The sequence below is a fragment of the Pseudomonas fluorescens group sp. genome (assembly GCF_020093335.1).
In the GTDB taxonomy this organism is placed as follows: Bacteria; Pseudomonadota; Gammaproteobacteria; order Pseudomonadales; family Pseudomonadaceae; genus Aquipseudomonas; species Aquipseudomonas petroselini.
In genome coordinates, this window is sequence record NZ_JAIOKW010000005.1 from 244,568 (window position 1) to 259,434 (window position 14,867).

Consider the following 14,867-nt stretch of genomic DNA (forward strand, 5'->3'; position numbering starts at 1 on the left):
CATGAGCGAAGAAAACACGTACGACTCGACCAGCATTAAAGTGCTGAAAGGTTTGGATGCCGTACGCAAACGTCCCGGTATGTACATTGGCGACACTGATGACGGTAGCGGTCTGCACCACATGGTGTTCGAGGTGGTCGACAACTCCATCGACGAAGCTCTGGCCGGTCACTGCGACGACATCAGCATTATCATCCACCCGGATGAGTCGATTACTGTGCGCGACAACGGTCGCGGCATTCCGGTAGACGTACACAAAGAAGAAGGCGTTTCGGCGGCAGAGGTCATCATGACCGTGCTTCACGCCGGCGGTAAGTTCGACGACAACTCCTATAAAGTCTCCGGTGGTTTGCACGGCGTGGGCGTGTCGGTTGTGAACGCGCTGTCCGAAGAACTGATTCTGACGGTTCGCCGTAGCGGCAAGATCTGGGAACAGACTTACGTCCACGGCGTTCCACAAGAACCGATGAAAATCGTCGGCGACAGCGAGTCGACCGGTACGCAGATCCACTTCAAGCCATCGGCTGAAACCTTCAAGAATATTCACTTCAGCTGGGACATCCTGGCCAAGCGTATTCGTGAATTGTCCTTCCTCAACTCCGGTGTGGGTATCGTCCTCAAGGACGAACGCAGCGGCAAGGAAGAGCTGTTCAAGTACGAAGGTGGTCTGCGTGCATTCGTTGAATACCTGAACACCAACAAGACTGCGGTCAACCAGGTGTTCCACTTCAACATCCAGCGTGAAGACGGCATCGGCGTGGAAATCGCCCTGCAGTGGAACGACAGTTTCAACGAGAACCTGTTGTGCTTCACCAACAACATTCCTCAGCGCGATGGCGGTACTCACTTGGTGGGTTTCCGTTCCGCACTGACGCGTAACCTGAACACCTACATCGAAGCCGAAGGCTTGGCCAAGAAGCACAAAGTCGCCACCACCGGTGACGATGCCCGCGAAGGCCTGACCGCGATTATCTCGGTGAAAGTGCCGGACCCTAAGTTCAGCTCCCAGACCAAAGACAAGCTGGTGTCTTCCGAGGTGAAGACCGCAGTGGAACAGGAGATGGGCAAGTACTTCTCCGACTTCCTGCTGGAGAACCCGAACGAAGCCAAGCTGGTCGTCGGCAAGATGATCGACGCTGCACGTGCCCGTGAAGCTGCGCGTAAAGCCCGTGAGATGACCCGCCGTAAAGGCGCGCTGGATATCGCTGGCCTGCCAGGCAAACTGGCTGACTGCCAGGAGAAGGACCCTGCCCTCTCCGAGCTGTATCTGGTGGAAGGTGACTCTGCTGGCGGTTCCGCCAAGCAGGGTCGTAACCGTCGCACCCAAGCCATCCTGCCGTTGAAGGGTAAGATCCTCAACGTCGAGAAGGCCCGCTTCGACAAGATGATTTCTTCCCAGGAAGTTGGCACCTTGATCACGGCGTTGGGCTGCGGTATTGGCCGCGACGAGTACAACATCGACAAGCTGCGCTACCACAACATCATCATCATGACCGATGCTGACGTCGATGGTTCTCACATCCGTACCCTGTTGCTGACCTTCTTCTTCCGTCAGTTGCCGGAATTGATCGAGCGCGGCTACATCTATATCGCCCAGCCGCCGTTGTACAAAGTGAAAAAGGGCAAGCAAGAGCAATACATCAAAGACGACGACGCCATGGAAGAGTACATGACGCAGTCGGCCCTGGAAGATGCCAGCCTGCACTTGAACGACGAAGCCCCAGGCATTTCCGGCGAGGCCTTGGAGCGCTTGGTTAACGACTTCCGTATGGTCATGAAAACGCTGAAGCGCTTGTCACGCCTGTACCCTCAGGAGCTGACCGAGCACTTCATCTACCTGCCGTCCGTGAGCCTCGAGCAATTGGGTGACCACGCACACATGCAGGAATGGCTGGCCCAATACGAAGTGCGCCTGCGCACCTCGGAGAAGTCCGGCCTGGTGTACAAAGCCAGTCTGCGTGAAGACCGTGAACGTAACGTGTGGCTGCCAGAGGTCGAACTGATCTCCCACGGCCTGTCGAACTACGTCACCTTCAACCGCGACTTCTTCGGCAGCAATGACTACAAGACCGTAGTAACCCTGGGCGCGCAACTCAGCACGCTGCTGGACGACGGCGCTTATATTCAGCGTGGCGAACGCAAGAAGCAGGTCAAGGAATTCAAAGAAGCCCTCGACTGGCTGATGGCCGAAAGCACCAAGCGTCACACCATCCAGCGATACAAAGGTCTGGGCGAAATGAACCCGGATCAGCTGTGGGAAACCACCATGGACCCGGCTCAGCGTCGCATGCTGCGCGTGACCATCGAAGACGCCATTGGCGCGGACCAGATCTTCAACACCCTGATGGGTGATGCGGTCGAGCCTCGTCGTGACTTCATCGAGAGCAATGCTTTGGCGGTGTCTAACCTGGACTTCTGATTCAAGTAACAGCTGAACCCAAAAGGCCAACGCTTAGCGTTGGCCTTTTTTATTGGGTAGTTTTCGGTGATCTACAAAATGCTCCACGTGGAACATCAGCATTTTCAGCCTTCAGAAGCGGCTGCCACGCTCTCTAATCGGTACCCATACCCGTAGATCGTCAACAGCTGCCAGCCCCGGTCTGCGGTCAACCCCAGCTTATTGCGCAACCGATAGATATGCGTATCGAGCGGCCGCGACGACACCATTTCTTCATGGGTCCAAAACCGCTCGTAGAGGTACTCGCGAGACAATGGCCGCGCCAGGTTGGCAAACAGGCAGCTCGCCAGCCTGTATTCACGTTCGGTAAGGTTGATAGGTTTACCCGCCCGCGTTACGGTCAATTCAGCATCATCAAACGTCAGGTCATTGAAGCTTTGTACTTCATGGGTCGCTGACTTCTGCAGTCCATGTCGACGCAGAACAGCCGTCACTCGCGCTTTCAGTTCATTGGGGCGAAAGGGTTTGCTGACGTAGTCGTCCGCACCGCTGTTCAGCGCAGTTACGATATCGCTCTCGGCGTCACGGCTGGTGAGCATGATGACGGCGGGTGGCGACTCCATGTGTTCACGGGTCCAGCGCAGCAGTGCGATACCGGTAATATCCGGCAGTTGCCAGTCGAGGATCAGCAGGTCAAACGTCTCCCGACGTAGCTGGCGCAGCAGGTCTTCCCCACGTTCGAAGCAATGCAGAGTCCAGGGCTGTTCGGCGGTGCTGGGGATTTGTCGCAGTGTCTGTTCCACCCGGCGCAGTTCCGCGGGTTCGTCATCCAATATTGCGACACGCATGGGTGGGTCCTTTCGTCTTGAAGTACGGCAGCCGTCGGCCGGTTTCGTTTATGGGCACGGACTGCTCAGATGCCGGCCATGGAATCTGAAGAATTGTGCTCAGATTCGTTGGCCCTTGGATCTCTCGATACGCTGAGACCAATGAGGGTTTAATCCATTGAACGTCCTCGCCACCGATGTAGGAAAGATACCGGCTCCCGACCATAAGGAAAAGGATCAGCCGACGCATGCGCTGCCGTAAACTCTTGCGTGCTGATGTCAGTTGCCCTCTGGAACCCCAACCTTGATGAGCGCCATGATCCTTTCTCCGAACCGCTTGCGCCGCGCCCTCCCCCCATTATTGATCATGGTGGTCAGCTCTGTGGGGGCGGCAGCCAAGGTTCGTTCGCCTTATATCGATGACAACGTTCTGTGCCGAGCCCAGCCTTTACCGGCGATTGTCCAGCACCTCACGGGTGAGGCGTGGAAACTCGATGCCAGGGGCACGGCGAGCCCCTTGCTAGAGGGTATGACCATCGATGAGCAGGAAGGTGTGAAGACATCGGCTTCGGCGTTCGTCAGCCTGTTGCTCGGTGACGGATCCAGGGTGGTATTGCCCTCCAGTTCGCAAGTGCGATTGCGTCTGGAAAAGAAGCAGTCCATTCCCCAGGTGGTGCTTGAGCAAGGCCAGGCCGAGGCGTATGTGATCAAGCGCATCAGCGACCATGATCGTTTCCAGATCGTGACGCCAGTGGGTGTGCTGGGTGTGCGTGGCACGCACTTCCGGGTGCGCAATGACGCTGAGCAATCGGTACTGGAAGTGTTGGACGGACAGGTCGCCGTCAACCGCGAGGTTAAGACCAAGTCGGTGGAGCAAGAGGTAAAAGTAGGCGCCCGGCAAGGTCTGCTCTTCAAGAAACAGGGCGATTTGAAACCCGTTGAATTACTCGCCGCGCCCACGCTTGTGGGACAGGATGGCCAGAAAGGTGATGCACCGGTCTGGAGTCTGTACCTTCGGCCCTTGCCCGGCGCACAGAGGTACCGGGCCCAGGTCGCCACCGACAAGGCCTTTATGAATATCAAGCAGGAAAACTTTTCCGCTGCGCCGAAAATGAGCTTCACTGGGCTCAAAGCCTCGTTCTATCACGTGCGCTTGTCGGCGTATGACGAAAACGGCCTGGAGGGAGAAACCGGGGTCTATGACATCTTCTACTACCCACCTACCGCTCAGGCACGTTGACCTATGATGCTTTGGGGCAAGGCCGAGAAACGTCAACCCACCCATGCCCAGCGCTTGTTCCACGGCTTGGTGCGTGAGTGGCTGTGGATCGGTTTGCTACTGCTGCCCGTCACCGCCTACCTGTCGGTGAGCCCAGGCCTGGCCTTGAATAATCCGTTGTACGACAGCCTGCGCCGCCTCACGCCTCTGCCTGTAGACCCGCGCATCCTGCTGGTGACCATCGACGATTCCAGCCTGAAAAAACTCGGCCAATGGCCCTGGCCGCGCAGCCTGCACGCTGACCTGATCGACCGTCTGAGTGCGGCGCAACCGGCGGGTATCCTGTTCGATGTGATCTTCAGTGAGCCCGGCGATCCGGCTAATGACAAACGCTTGGCCGAGGCGGTCTGCAATGCCGGCAATGTCTTGCTGCCGTTGGTGCGTGAAGGCACAGCGAGCTACAGCCAACCCAGTGCACAGATGCTGCCACTGCTTAAATGTGCCAAAGGCGTAGGTCATATCAATGTCGAGGCAGACAGCGACGGCGTTGTCCGTAGTTTGTTTATGCGTGAAGGTCCACCCGATGCCACCGCGCCGCAGCTCACCTGGCTGGCCTACGAGATGAGTGGCGAGTTATCAGAGATGCCGGGTGAGCCTCAGCCGTTGGTAGCCCAACCCTGGCATCGTGAACATTCAATCCGCATCCCCTTTATCGCGCCGCATAGTCATTTTCCCAGCGTGTCCTACGTCAGCGTATTGCGTGGAGAAGTACCTCCAGAGCAACTGCGCAACCGGCTGATCCTGGTGGGGTCGACGGCATCCGGGATGGGGGATCGATTTGTCACGCCCCTCTCCTCCACGGTGGGCACCACGGCCGGTGTGGAGATCCAGGCCAATGTGCTCAATGGCTTGCTGCAAGGTCGCATTATCGTGGATCTTCCGGGCTGGCTGGCGGCATTGATGGCGACTGCCCTCGTGGCGTTGCTGCTGGGCCTGCTGCTCTACCGTCCACGCTACGCGCTGTGGATGACCCTCGGCTGCATGGCCGGCGCGTTGCTCGGTTCCTGGGCCCTGTTGCGTCTTGGCCACTGGTGGTCGCCTGCGGCCTGCCTGATTGGGTTGTTGCTCAGCTACCTGATCTGGAACTGGCGTCGCCTCAGTGTGATCATCGCTTACTTCGGCTGGGAACTGACACGCCTGGATAACGAACCCAAAGTCCTGCCTGAACGCCGCCGAGCACCCGCCAGCAAAGGCGATGTATTGCAGGCGCGTATCTTCGCCCTGGAGCAGGCCGTAAGCCGCACACGCGACACCCGGCGCTTCATGGCTGACGGCCTGGAGTGCCTGCCGGTGGCGACACTGATCACCGACCCCAAAGGCAATATCCTGCTGGCCAACCGTATTGCCCGCGAGGTGTTCGGCAATGACCTTGTCACCGAAAACTTGCTGGAGCAGTTGGCGGACCTGGGCTACCCGCCGCTGCACAACGGTGTGCGCCCTGCTCTCTCAGCGATGGAGCTGGTGGAGTTCCGCGATATCCACCAACGCAGCCTGCGCATGGAATTGGCGCCCATGCTCCCCGCCGAAGGTGATGTCGCACTTGGCTGGCTGCTGAGCCTCACCGATTTGAGCAAGGAGCGCGAAGCCCAGCAACACCGCGAGACGATGTTGCGGTTCCTCTCCCACGACCTGCGTGCGCCGCACTCGGCGATCCTCGCGCTGTTGGATGTGCATGACGGTGAGTCGCCGGTGTTCGCCAAGATCGAACAACAAGTTCGTCGCGCCTTGAGCCTCACGGAATCCTTCGTCCAGTTGGCCAAGGCTGAGGCTGACGGTTACCAGTTCCAGCCAACATTGTTCGCCATGTTGGTGATGGACGCCTTTGATCAAGTCGCGTTGATTGCCCAGCTCAAGGGTATTCATTTGGTTCACGACTTGGATGAAGCCGACGAGGGCATGGTGTCTGCGGACCAGTCATTGCTCACTCGTGCGTTGTTCAACGTGCTGGAGAACGCGGTCAAATACTCGTCCTCCGGTACCACCGTGAGGTTGCGACACAGCAGTGCGCAAGGCTGGTTGGAATGCCGTATCAGTGACCAGGGACCGGGGATTGCCGCGCAGGACTTGCCTGAGCTATTCAGCCAATACCGTCGTTTTGATTCCGCCCAGGGCAGTGAGGGCTTGGGGTTGGGGCTGACCATGGTCAAGGCGGTGGTTGAGCGCCACGGTGGGCGCATCAGCTGTGAAAGCGTGGTAGGCAAAGGCACCACGTTCAGCCTGCAATTACCCCTGTTGGACGACTGAAAAAACGTACTTTCCTGCTGTGCATAAAAAACCGGTCACAAGGACCGGTTTTTTTATGCGGAAAAAACTTATGCACCTTTTCCGTGATTTTATGAGCTTAGGAAATATGTAAGTAAATCAGCTTCTTAAGAGTCAAAAAGCACAATTCGCCAACAAACCGTGCACAGGTTATCCACAGATGGTCAGGTCACCGGGGTGTCGACTACAACCGGCTCTGGCGGCAGTGAGCCCATGGCCCGTTGCTGCGCTTCATTCCATGCGGCAGCACGGTCATTCAGTGCGGCAATGGCGCGTGGTCCTTCGCCTTCGGCGTACATAGGTTCACCGATCACCACCGTGATAGTGCCTGGGCGTTTGGCCCAGCCAGTCTTTGGCCAAAACTTGCCGGCGTTATGAGCAATCGGCAACACGGGCAGGTTAGCGTTGACCGCCAACGCGGTACCGCCGCGTGAGAACTTGCCTACGGTGCCATAGGGCACGCGAGTACCTTCGGGGAAGATCAGCACCCACACGCCATCCTTGAGCAGCTCGTCGCCCTTCTTGGCCACGTGTTTCAGGGCCGCCTTGGGGTTGTCACGGTCGATGGCGATCGGACGCAGCATGGCCATGGCCCAGCCGAAGAACGGCACGTACAGCAATTCACGCTTGAGCACTTGGCTCAGCGGAGAAAAGTACGCCGAGAGAAAGAACGTCTCCCAGGTGCTCTGGTGGTTCGACAGAATCACGCAGGGTTGGTCCGGGACGTTTTCCGCGCCTTTGATCTCGAAGCGAATGTTCAGGAACACCTTGGTCAGCCACAACGCACAGCGGCACCAATAGACGTTGATAAAACGATAGCGCGCCTTGAACGGCAGGAACGGCGCGATAAAAAAGCTCAGGGTGCACCAGAGAAACGAACTGGTGCCCAACAGCAGGTAAAAGAAAAAGGTTCTGATGGCCTGCAAAATCGACATGGCGGCATTTACCGTTGCGGGACGCGGCCCGCCTGTTAAAAGCGCACTCCCGAACAGTCCTTGGTCAGGAAGTCGAGGGCGGCTAGTTGTTGATAAGTTCTGCGGCAACGGCCGCCAGATCGTCAAAAATCAAGGTGCCTACCGGCAGGTTTTTCGCCTGGGTCTTTTCGCCTTTCCCGGTCTTAACCAAAACTGGCTGAGAGTCGACGGCTTTGGCCGCCTCCAGGTCACCGAGGCTATCCCCGACGAACCATATCCCAGCCAAAGGCACCTTGTAATGTTCTGCAATGGTTTTCAACATGCCAGGCTTGGGTTTGCGGCAATCGCAGCCCTCATCCGGTCCGTGGGGGCAGTACACCACCAGCCCCACCTCACCGCCCTGCTCGGCCACCAACGTGCGCAAGCGCGCGTGCATGGCGTCCAGGGTGGCGATGTCGTAATAACCGCGGGCGATACCGGACTGGTTGGTGGCAATGGCCACCGTCCAGCCGGCTTTGCTCAACTGCGCGATGGCCTCGATCGAACCGGGAAGTGGAATCCACTCCGCCACCGACTTGATGTAAGCGTCGGAGTCGTAGTTGATCACCCCGTCCCGATCGAGAATCAGCAGTTTCAGCATGGTCAGCTCAGCGTCGAAATGTCAGCGATATTGACGAACAAGCCACGCAGGCGCGCCAGCATCGCGTAACGGTTTTTTCGCACGCCGGCATCTTCGGCATTGATCATTACCGCTTCAAAGAACGCATCCACCGGCTCACGCAAGGTCGCCAGGCGCGCCAACGCTTCGGCATAGTTGCGTTCGGCGATCAGCGGCTTCACAGCGTTTTCAGCTTTGGCGATGGCCGAGTTGAGCGAGAACTCCTTGGCATCGGCGAACAGGCCAGGGTCGACGTCGGCGTTGCCCAGGCCTTCGGCCTTGCTCAGCAGGTTCGACACACGCTTGTTCACGGAGGCCAGGGCATCGGCTTCCGGCAGTTTGCGGAAGGCCTGCACGGCTTGTACGCGTTGGTCGAAGTCCAACGCCGAACCCGGCTGCAGGGCACGTACCGACAGGTACACCGACACATCCACGCCTTCGTCTTCGTAACGCGCACGCAGGCGGTCGAACACGAACTCCAGCACTTGCTCGGCCAGGCCGGCCTGCTTGACCTTGGCACCGAACTGGCCGACGGCGAACACCACGGCCTGGGTCAGGTCGAGGTCGAGCTTCTTGTCGATCAGGATGCGCAGTACACCCAGCGCCGCACGGCGTAAGGCATACGGGTCTTTGCTGCCGGTTGGCAGCATGCCGATACCGAAGATACCCACGAGGGTGTCCAGCTTATCGGCGATTGCCACGGCTGCACCGGTCAGGGTGGTCGGCAGTTCAGCACCGGCACCGCGCGGCATGTACTGCTCGTTCAACGCCAGGGCGACATCGTCCGGCTCGCCGTCGTTGAGGGCGTAGTAGTAGCCGGCAACGCCTTGCATTTCCGGGAACTCGCCGACCATCTCGGTGGCCAGGTCGCACTTGGACAGCAGGCCTGCACGCGCAGCCCAGGCCGCGTCGCCACCAATACGTTGTGCAATATAGGCGGCCAGCTTGGAAACCCGCACAGCCTTGTCGTAGACGCTGCCCAGTTTTTCCTGGAACACCACGTTCTGCAGGCGCAGGTTGAAGTCTTCCAGCTTCTGCTTCTTGTCTTGCTTGAAGAAGAACTCGGCGTCGGTCAGGCGCGGGCGAACGACTTTCTCGTTACCGGCGATGATCTGCTGCGGGTCCTTGCTCTCGATGTTGGCCACGGTGATAAAGCGCGGCAGCAATTTGCCGTCCACGTCCAGCAGGCAGAAGTACTTCTGGTTGTCCTGCATGGTGGTGATCAGGGCTTCCTGCGGCACGTCGAGGAAACGTTCCTCGAACGAGCACACCAGCGGCACCGGCCATTCAACCAGCGCGGTCACTTCGTCGAGCAGGCTTGGCGGCACGATGGCGGTGCCTTCCTGCAGGCGGGCCAGCTCTTCGGTGCGCTTGCTGATCAGCTCGCGACGCTCGTTGGCATCGGCCAGCACGTAAGCGGCGCGCAGGTCGGCGGCGTAGTTGGCTGGCGAGGTGATGCGCACGGCTTGCGGGTGATGGAAGCGGTGACCACGGGAGTCACGGCCGGCCTTCTGGGCAAGGAGGGTGCAGTCGATGACTTGGTCACCGAGCAGCATCACCAGCCATTGGGTTGGACGCACGAACTCTTCCTTGCGTGCACCCCAGCGCATGCGCTTGGGGATCGGCAGGTCGTTCAGGGAGTCTTCAACGATGGTCGGCAGCAGGCTGGCGGTCGGCTTGCCGGTGATGACCTGGCTGAAACGCAGTTTCGGGCCGCTCTGGTCGATCTCGCTCAGCTCCACGCCACACTTCTTGGCAAAACCAAGGGCGGCCTGGGTCGGGTTGCCTTCGGCGTCGAACGCCGCCTGGCGCGGCGGGCCGTCGAGGTTGATGCTGCGGTCCGGTTGCTGGGTTTCCAGTGCGGTCAGCAACACGGCCAGGCGACGTGGCGCGGCGTAGACTTTCTTCGCTTCGAACTTCAGGCCAGCGCTGTGCAGGCCTTTTTCGATACCGGCCAGGAACGCGTCGGCCAGGGTATTGAGTGCCTTGGGTGGCAGCTCTTCGGTGCCCAGTTCAACCAGGAAATCTTGAGCACTCATTGTGCAGCCTCCAACTTAGCCAACACTTCATCACGCAGGTCCGGGGTTGCCATCGGGAAGCCCAGCTTGGCGCGAGCCAGCAGGTAGGCTTGGGCGACGGAACGCGCCAGGGTGCGCACACGCAGGATGTATTGCTGGCGTGCGGTTACCGAGATGGCACGGCGCGCGTCCAGCAGGTTGAAGGTATGCGATGCCTTCAATACCATTTCGTAGCTCGGCAACGGCAGCGGCTGGTCGAGTTCGATCAGGCGCTTGGCTTCGCTTTCATAGAAGTCGAACAGTTCGAACAGCTTGTCGACGTTGGCGTGTTCGAAGTTGTAGGTGGACTGCTCCACTTCGTTCTGGTGGAACACGTCGCCGTAGGTGACTTTGCCGAACGGGCCGTCAGCCCATACCAGGTCGTAGACCGAATCCACGCCTTGCAGGTACATGGCCAGGCGCTCAAGACCGTAGGTGATCTCGCCGGTCACCGGGTAGCACTCGATGCCGCCCGCTTGCTGGAAGTAAGTGAACTGCGTCACTTCCATGCCATTGAGCCAGACTTCCCAGCCCAGGCCCCAGGCGCCCAGGGTCGGCGATTCCCAGTTGTCTTCGACAAAACGGATGTCGTGGACCAGTGGGTCCAGGCCCACATGCTTGAGCGAGCCCAGGTACAGTTCCTGGAAGTTGTCCGGGTTCGGCTTCAGTACCACCTGGAACTGGTAGTAATGCTGCAGACGGTTCGGGTTTTCGCCGTAGCGGCCGTCAGTCGGGCGACGACTGGGCTGCACATAAGCGGCGTTCCAGGTTTCCGGGCCGATGGCCCGCAGGAATGTAGCGGTGTGGAAAGTGCCGGCGCCTACTTCCATATCGTAGGGCTGAAGTACCACACAACCTTGCTCGGCCCAGTATTGCTGGAGGGCGAGGATCAAGTCTTGGAAGGTACGCACGGCTGGCGTAGGCTGGCTCACGAAATTCACCTGTTACTTGGGCTGCGATTTAAAGAGCGGGAGTATACCCGATTCGGCCGCGCCACCATCCCCTGGAGCCTTATGCCACGCTGCTTTTGGTGTTCTGAAGATCCGCTGTACATGGCTTATCACGATCAGGAGTGGGGAACGCCGCTGCGCGATGCGCAGGGTCTGTTCGAGTTGCTTTTACTCGAAGGGTTCCAGGCGGGCCTGTCTTGGATCACCGTTTTACGCAAACGCGAGCATTATCGAAAGGTCTTGTTCGGTTTTGATGCGCAGCGGTTGGCAAAGCTGACCGATGCCGAAATTGAAGCGTTGATGCTGGATCCGGGCATCGTACGCAATCGCCTCAAGCTGAACGCCACCCGCCGCAACGCCGCCGCCTGGCTGGCGCTGGAGGACCCGGTCGGGTTGCTCTGGTCCTTCGTCGGCGGCGTGCCCAAGGTCAATCATTTCAAGGACCGCAGCGAGGTCCCGGCGATCACGCCGGAGGCTGAAGCCATGAGCAAAGCCTTGAAAAAAGCCGGCTTTACCTTTGTCGGCCCCACCATCTGTTACGCGTTCATGCAGGCCTCGGGCATGGTCATGGACCACACCCAGGACTGCGACCGTTACGCGGACCTGGCCAACGCCGGTTAGAATGACGGCTTTGCGCACCACACACACGATCAGGAGTGACCTGTGGAAAAGTTTAAAGGCGCCTTGCTGGTAGGCGCTCTTCGATTGTTTGCCTTGCTGCCCTGGCGCGCTGTCCAAGCGGTCGGTACGGCGATTGGCTGGATCATGTGGAAAACCCCCAACCGCTCCCGCGACACGGTGCGGATCAACCTGTCCAAATGCTTCCCCGATATGGACCCGGCTGCACGCGAGCGCCTGGTTGGCCAGAGCCTGAAGGACATCGGCAAGTCCCTCACCGAAAGCGCCTGCGCCTGGATCTGGCCGGCCCAGCGCTCCATCGACCTGGTGCGCGAAGTCGAAGGCCTGGAAGTGCTGCACGAAGCCCTCGCCTCGGGCAAAGGCGTGGTCGGCATCACCAGCCACTTGGGCAATTGGGAAGTGCTGAACCACTTCTATTGCAGCCAGTGCAAACCGATCATTTTCTACCGGCCGCCGAAGCTCAAGGCAGTGGATGAGTTGCTGCGCAAGCAGCGCGTGCAGTTGGGCAACCGCGTAGCGGCGTCGACCAAGGAAGGCATCCTCAGTGTGATCAAGGAAGTGCGCAAAGGCGGCCAGGTGGGAATCCCGGCCGATCCTGAGCCTGCGGAATCCGCCGGGATCTTCGTGCCGTTCTTCGCCACCCAGGCACTTACCAGCAAGTTCGTGCCGAACATGCTCGCCGGCCACAAGGCGGTGGGCGTGTTCCTGCATGCGCTGCGGCTGCCGGATGGCTCGGGCTACAAAGTGATCCTGGAAGCGGCGCCGGAAGACATGTACAGCACCGACACCGCCACGTCCTGCGCAGCGATGAGCAAGGTGGTGGAGCGATATGTCGGCGCTTATCCGAGCCAGTACATGTGGAGCATGAAGCGCTTCAAGAAACGCCCACCGGGTGAAGAGCGGTGGTACTGATTCACCGCTGACTCACCGGCAGTACAAAACCAATGTGGGAGGGGGCTTGCTCCCGATGGCGGTGCTTCAGTCATATAGGCATCGACTGACACTGCGCTATCGGGAGCAAGCCCCCTCCCACATTTGAATCCCACTCAGGCTTGGCGGTCGAGTTTTCTCAGGAACACCGTCATCTCTTTCTCGGCTTGTTTGTCGCCATGGGCCTGGGCCGCTTCGATACCCTTCTCCCACGCCTGTCGCGCGGCGTCACTGTCACTCTGCGCTTGGTGGGCCTTGCCCAACAACTTCCACGCCGCCGAATACTTCGGATCGAACTCGACGCACTTCTGCAAATGCTCCGCCGCCTTGGCGTTGTCCTTCAGGTCCAGATAACCCTTGCCCAAACCAAACCGCAGCAGCGCGTTATCCACACCCTTGGCGAGCATTTTTTCCAGGGATTCGAGCATTTACTGTCACCTTGAGCGAAAGAAGGCTGTTGTGGCGAGGGAGCTTGCTCCCGCTCGAGTGCGAAGCGCTCGCAAAATCTATGGGACCGCTACGCAGTCCAACGGGAGCAAGCTCCCTCGCCACAGTGGAATACTCCGATTTAGAAGAAGCTCAACCCCACGTGGAACAGTTTCTCCACATCGCGGATATGTTTTTTATCCACCAGGAACAAGATCACATGGTCACCGGTGGCGATCACCGTGTCGTCGTGGGCAATGATCACTTCTTCATCACGAATGATCGCGCCAATGGTGGTGCCCGGTGGTAGGCCGATATCGCGGATTGCCTTGCCGATCACCTTGCTCGATTTCGAGTCACCGTGGGCAATCGCTTCGATGGCTTCCGCCGCGCCCCGACGCAGGGAGTGCACGCTGACGATATCGCCACGGCGTACGTGGGCCAGCAGGGTGCCGATGGTGGCCAACTGCGGGCTGATGGCGATGTCGATATCACCGCCCTGGATCAAGTCCACATAGGCCGGGTTGTTGATGATGGTCATCACCTTCTTCGCCCCCAACCGCTTGGCCAGCAGCGACGACATGATGTTGGCTTCGTCATCGTTGGTCAGGGCCAGAAAGATATCGGCGTCGGCGATGTTTTCTTCCATCAGCAGGTCGCGGTCCGAGGCGCTGCCTTGCAGTACGACGCTGCTGTCCAGGGTGTCGGATAAATGCCGGCAGCGTGCCGGGCTCATCTCGATGATCTTCACCTGGTAGCGGCTTTCGATGGCTTCGGCCAAGCGCTCGCCGATCTGCCCGCCACCCGCGATGACGATGCGTTTGTAGGTCTCGTCGAGGCGGCGCATTTCGCTCATGACGGCGCGAATATTCGCCTTGGCGGCGATGAAAAACACTTCGTCGTCAGCCTCGATCACCGTATCGCCCTGGGGCAGGATCGGTCGGTCACGGCGGAAAATCGCCGCGACGCGGGTTTCCACATTCGGCATGTGTTCACGCAGCTGCCGTAGTTGCTGGCCGACCAGCGGGCCGCCGTAATAGGCCTTCACCGCGACCAGTTGCGCCTTGCCACCGGCAAAGTCGATCACCTGCAGGGCGCCGGGGATTTCGATCAGGCGCTTGATGTAGTGGGTGACCACTTGCTCCGGGCTGATCAACACGTCCACCGGAATCGCGTCGTTGTCGAACAGCCCGGCGCGGGTCAGGTAGGCCGCTTCGCGCACACGGGCGATCTTGGTCGGCGTGTGGAACAGCGTGTGGGCGACCTGGCAGGCGACCATGTTGGTTTCATCGCTGTTGGTCACGGCGACAAGCATGTCGGCATCATCCGCACCCGCCTGGCGCAGCACCGTCGGGAACGACGCGCGGCCCTGCACCGTACGGATGTCCAGGCGGTCGCCGAGGTTGCGCAGGCGCTCGGCATCGGTGTCGACCACGGTGATGTCGTTGGCTTCGCTGGCCAAATGTTCAGCCAGCGTACCGCCGACCTGCCCTGCCCCAAGGATGATGATTTTCATCCGGTCACTCC

Annotated in this window: 12 protein-coding genes; 5 read left to right on the plus strand and 7 right to left on the minus strand. The window is 59.4% G+C overall.

Translation table 11 applies throughout. The features are described from left to right. Nucleotide 1: 1 nt before the first annotated feature. Nucleotides 2-2,419 (plus strand): DNA topoisomerase (ATP-hydrolyzing) subunit B, encoded by a 2,418-nt coding sequence (gyrB, locus tag K7431_RS08495; protein WP_012721453.1) that lies wholly within the window; start codon nt 2-4, stop codon nt 2,417-2,419. Nucleotides 2,420-2,523: 104 nt separating this feature from the next. On the opposite strand, the gene K7431_RS08500 is transcribed toward gyrB, so the two are convergent. Continuing rightward, nucleotides 2,524-3,246 (minus strand): response regulator transcription factor, encoded by a 723-nt coding sequence (locus K7431_RS08500; RefSeq protein ID WP_012721454.1) that lies wholly within the window; start codon nt 3,244-3,246, stop codon nt 2,524-2,526. A gap of 295 nt (nt 3,247-3,541) precedes the next feature. Between K7431_RS08500 and K7431_RS08505 the strand changes: the two genes are divergently transcribed. Together K7431_RS08505 and K7431_RS08510 are read left to right on the plus strand one after the other, a co-directional pair. Beyond that, a complete protein-coding gene (locus K7431_RS08505) occupies nt 3,542-4,465 on the plus strand; it encodes a FecR family protein (RefSeq protein WP_046035912.1) in 924 nt (307 codons plus the stop codon). Nucleotides 4,466-4,468: 3 nt separating this feature from the next. After that, nucleotides 4,469-6,748, plus strand: coding sequence for a CHASE2 domain-containing protein (locus K7431_RS08510; protein WP_012721456.1), 2,280 nt, complete (start codon nt 4,469-4,471; stop codon nt 6,746-6,748). Between the two features lie 182 nt (nt 6,749-6,930). Here the strand turns inward: K7431_RS08510 and K7431_RS08515 are convergent, their stop codons facing one another. From K7431_RS08515 to glyQ, 4 genes are all read right to left on the minus strand, one after another. Beyond that, entirely contained in the window at nt 6,931-7,701 is a 771-nt protein-coding gene (locus K7431_RS08515; RefSeq protein WP_012721457.1) for a lysophospholipid acyltransferase family protein, read from the minus strand. A gap of 82 nt (nt 7,702-7,783) precedes the next feature. Continuing rightward, on the minus strand, nt 7,784-8,320 hold the full coding sequence (gene gmhB, locus K7431_RS08520) for a D-glycero-beta-D-manno-heptose 1,7-bisphosphate 7-phosphatase (RefSeq protein WP_012721458.1): 537 nt from the start codon (nt 8,318-8,320) through the stop codon (nt 7,784-7,786). A gap of 2 nt (nt 8,321-8,322) precedes the next feature. Next, a complete protein-coding gene (gene glyS / locus K7431_RS08525; protein ID WP_012721459.1) occupies nt 8,323-10,377 on the minus strand; it encodes a glycine--tRNA ligase subunit beta in 2,055 nt (684 codons plus the stop codon). Further along, a complete protein-coding gene (gene glyQ / locus K7431_RS08530) occupies nt 10,374-11,327 on the minus strand; it encodes a glycine--tRNA ligase subunit alpha (RefSeq protein ID WP_003187265.1) in 954 nt (317 codons plus the stop codon). Before glyQ ends, glyS begins: the two co-directional genes overlap by 4 nt. An 81-nt stretch (nt 11,328-11,408) precedes the next feature. On the opposite strand from glyQ, the gene K7431_RS08535 reads away from it, so the two are divergent. Beyond that, on the plus strand, nt 11,409-11,966 hold the full coding sequence (locus tag K7431_RS08535) for a DNA-3-methyladenine glycosylase I (protein ID WP_012721460.1): 558 nt from the start codon (nt 11,409-11,411) through the stop codon (nt 11,964-11,966). A gap of 42 nt (nt 11,967-12,008) precedes the next feature. Next, on the plus strand, nt 12,009-12,896 hold the full coding sequence (locus tag K7431_RS08540) for a lysophospholipid acyltransferase (RefSeq protein ID WP_012721461.1): 888 nt from the start codon (nt 12,009-12,011) through the stop codon (nt 12,894-12,896). Between the two features lie 134 nt (nt 12,897-13,030). On the opposite strand, the gene K7431_RS08545 is transcribed toward K7431_RS08540, so the two are convergent. Further along, nucleotides 13,031-13,342 carry a tetratricopeptide repeat protein gene (locus tag K7431_RS08545; protein WP_012721462.1) on the minus strand — a complete coding sequence of 104 codons (312 nt, stop codon included), beginning with the start codon at nt 13,340-13,342 and terminating at the stop codon, nt 13,031-13,033. A gap of 140 nt (nt 13,343-13,482) precedes the next feature. Beyond that, on the minus strand, nt 13,483-14,856 hold the full coding sequence (gene trkA / locus K7431_RS08550) for a Trk system potassium transporter TrkA (RefSeq protein WP_012721463.1): 1,374 nt from the start codon (nt 14,854-14,856) through the stop codon (nt 13,483-13,485). Nucleotides 14,857-14,867 lie beyond the last annotated feature (11 nt).

Bases quoted from the DNA above. Each gene is read 5' to 3' on its own strand.
- gyrB (WP_012721453.1), top strand. From the start codon at position 2: ATGAGCGAAGAAAACACGTACGACTCGACCAGCATTAAAGTGCTGAAA.
- K7431_RS08500 (WP_012721454.1), bottom strand. From the start codon at position 3,246: ATGCGTGTCGCAATATTGGATGACGAACCCGCGGAACTGCGCCGGGTG.
- K7431_RS08505 (WP_046035912.1), top strand. From the start codon at position 3,542: ATGATCCTTTCTCCGAACCGCTTGCGCCGCGCCCTCCCCCCATTATTG.
- K7431_RS08510 (WP_012721456.1), top strand. From the start codon at position 4,469: ATGATGCTTTGGGGCAAGGCCGAGAAACGTCAACCCACCCATGCCCAG.
- K7431_RS08515 (WP_012721457.1), bottom strand. From the start codon at position 7,701: ATGTCGATTTTGCAGGCCATCAGAACCTTTTTCTTTTACCTGCTGTTG.
- gmhB (WP_012721458.1), bottom strand. From the start codon at position 8,320: ATGCTGAAACTGCTGATTCTCGATCGGGACGGGGTGATCAACTACGAC.
- glyS (WP_012721459.1), bottom strand. From the start codon at position 10,377: ATGAGTGCTCAAGATTTCCTGGTTGAACTGGGCACCGAAGAGCTGCCA.
- K7431_RS08535 (WP_012721460.1), top strand. From the start codon at position 11,409: ATGCCACGCTGCTTTTGGTGTTCTGAAGATCCGCTGTACATGGCTTAT.
- K7431_RS08545 (WP_012721462.1), bottom strand. From the start codon at position 13,342: ATGCTCGAATCCCTGGAAAAAATGCTCGCCAAGGGTGTGGATAACGCG.
- trkA (WP_012721463.1), bottom strand. From the start codon at position 14,856: ATGAAAATCATCATCCTTGGGGCAGGGCAGGTCGGCGGTACGCTGGCT.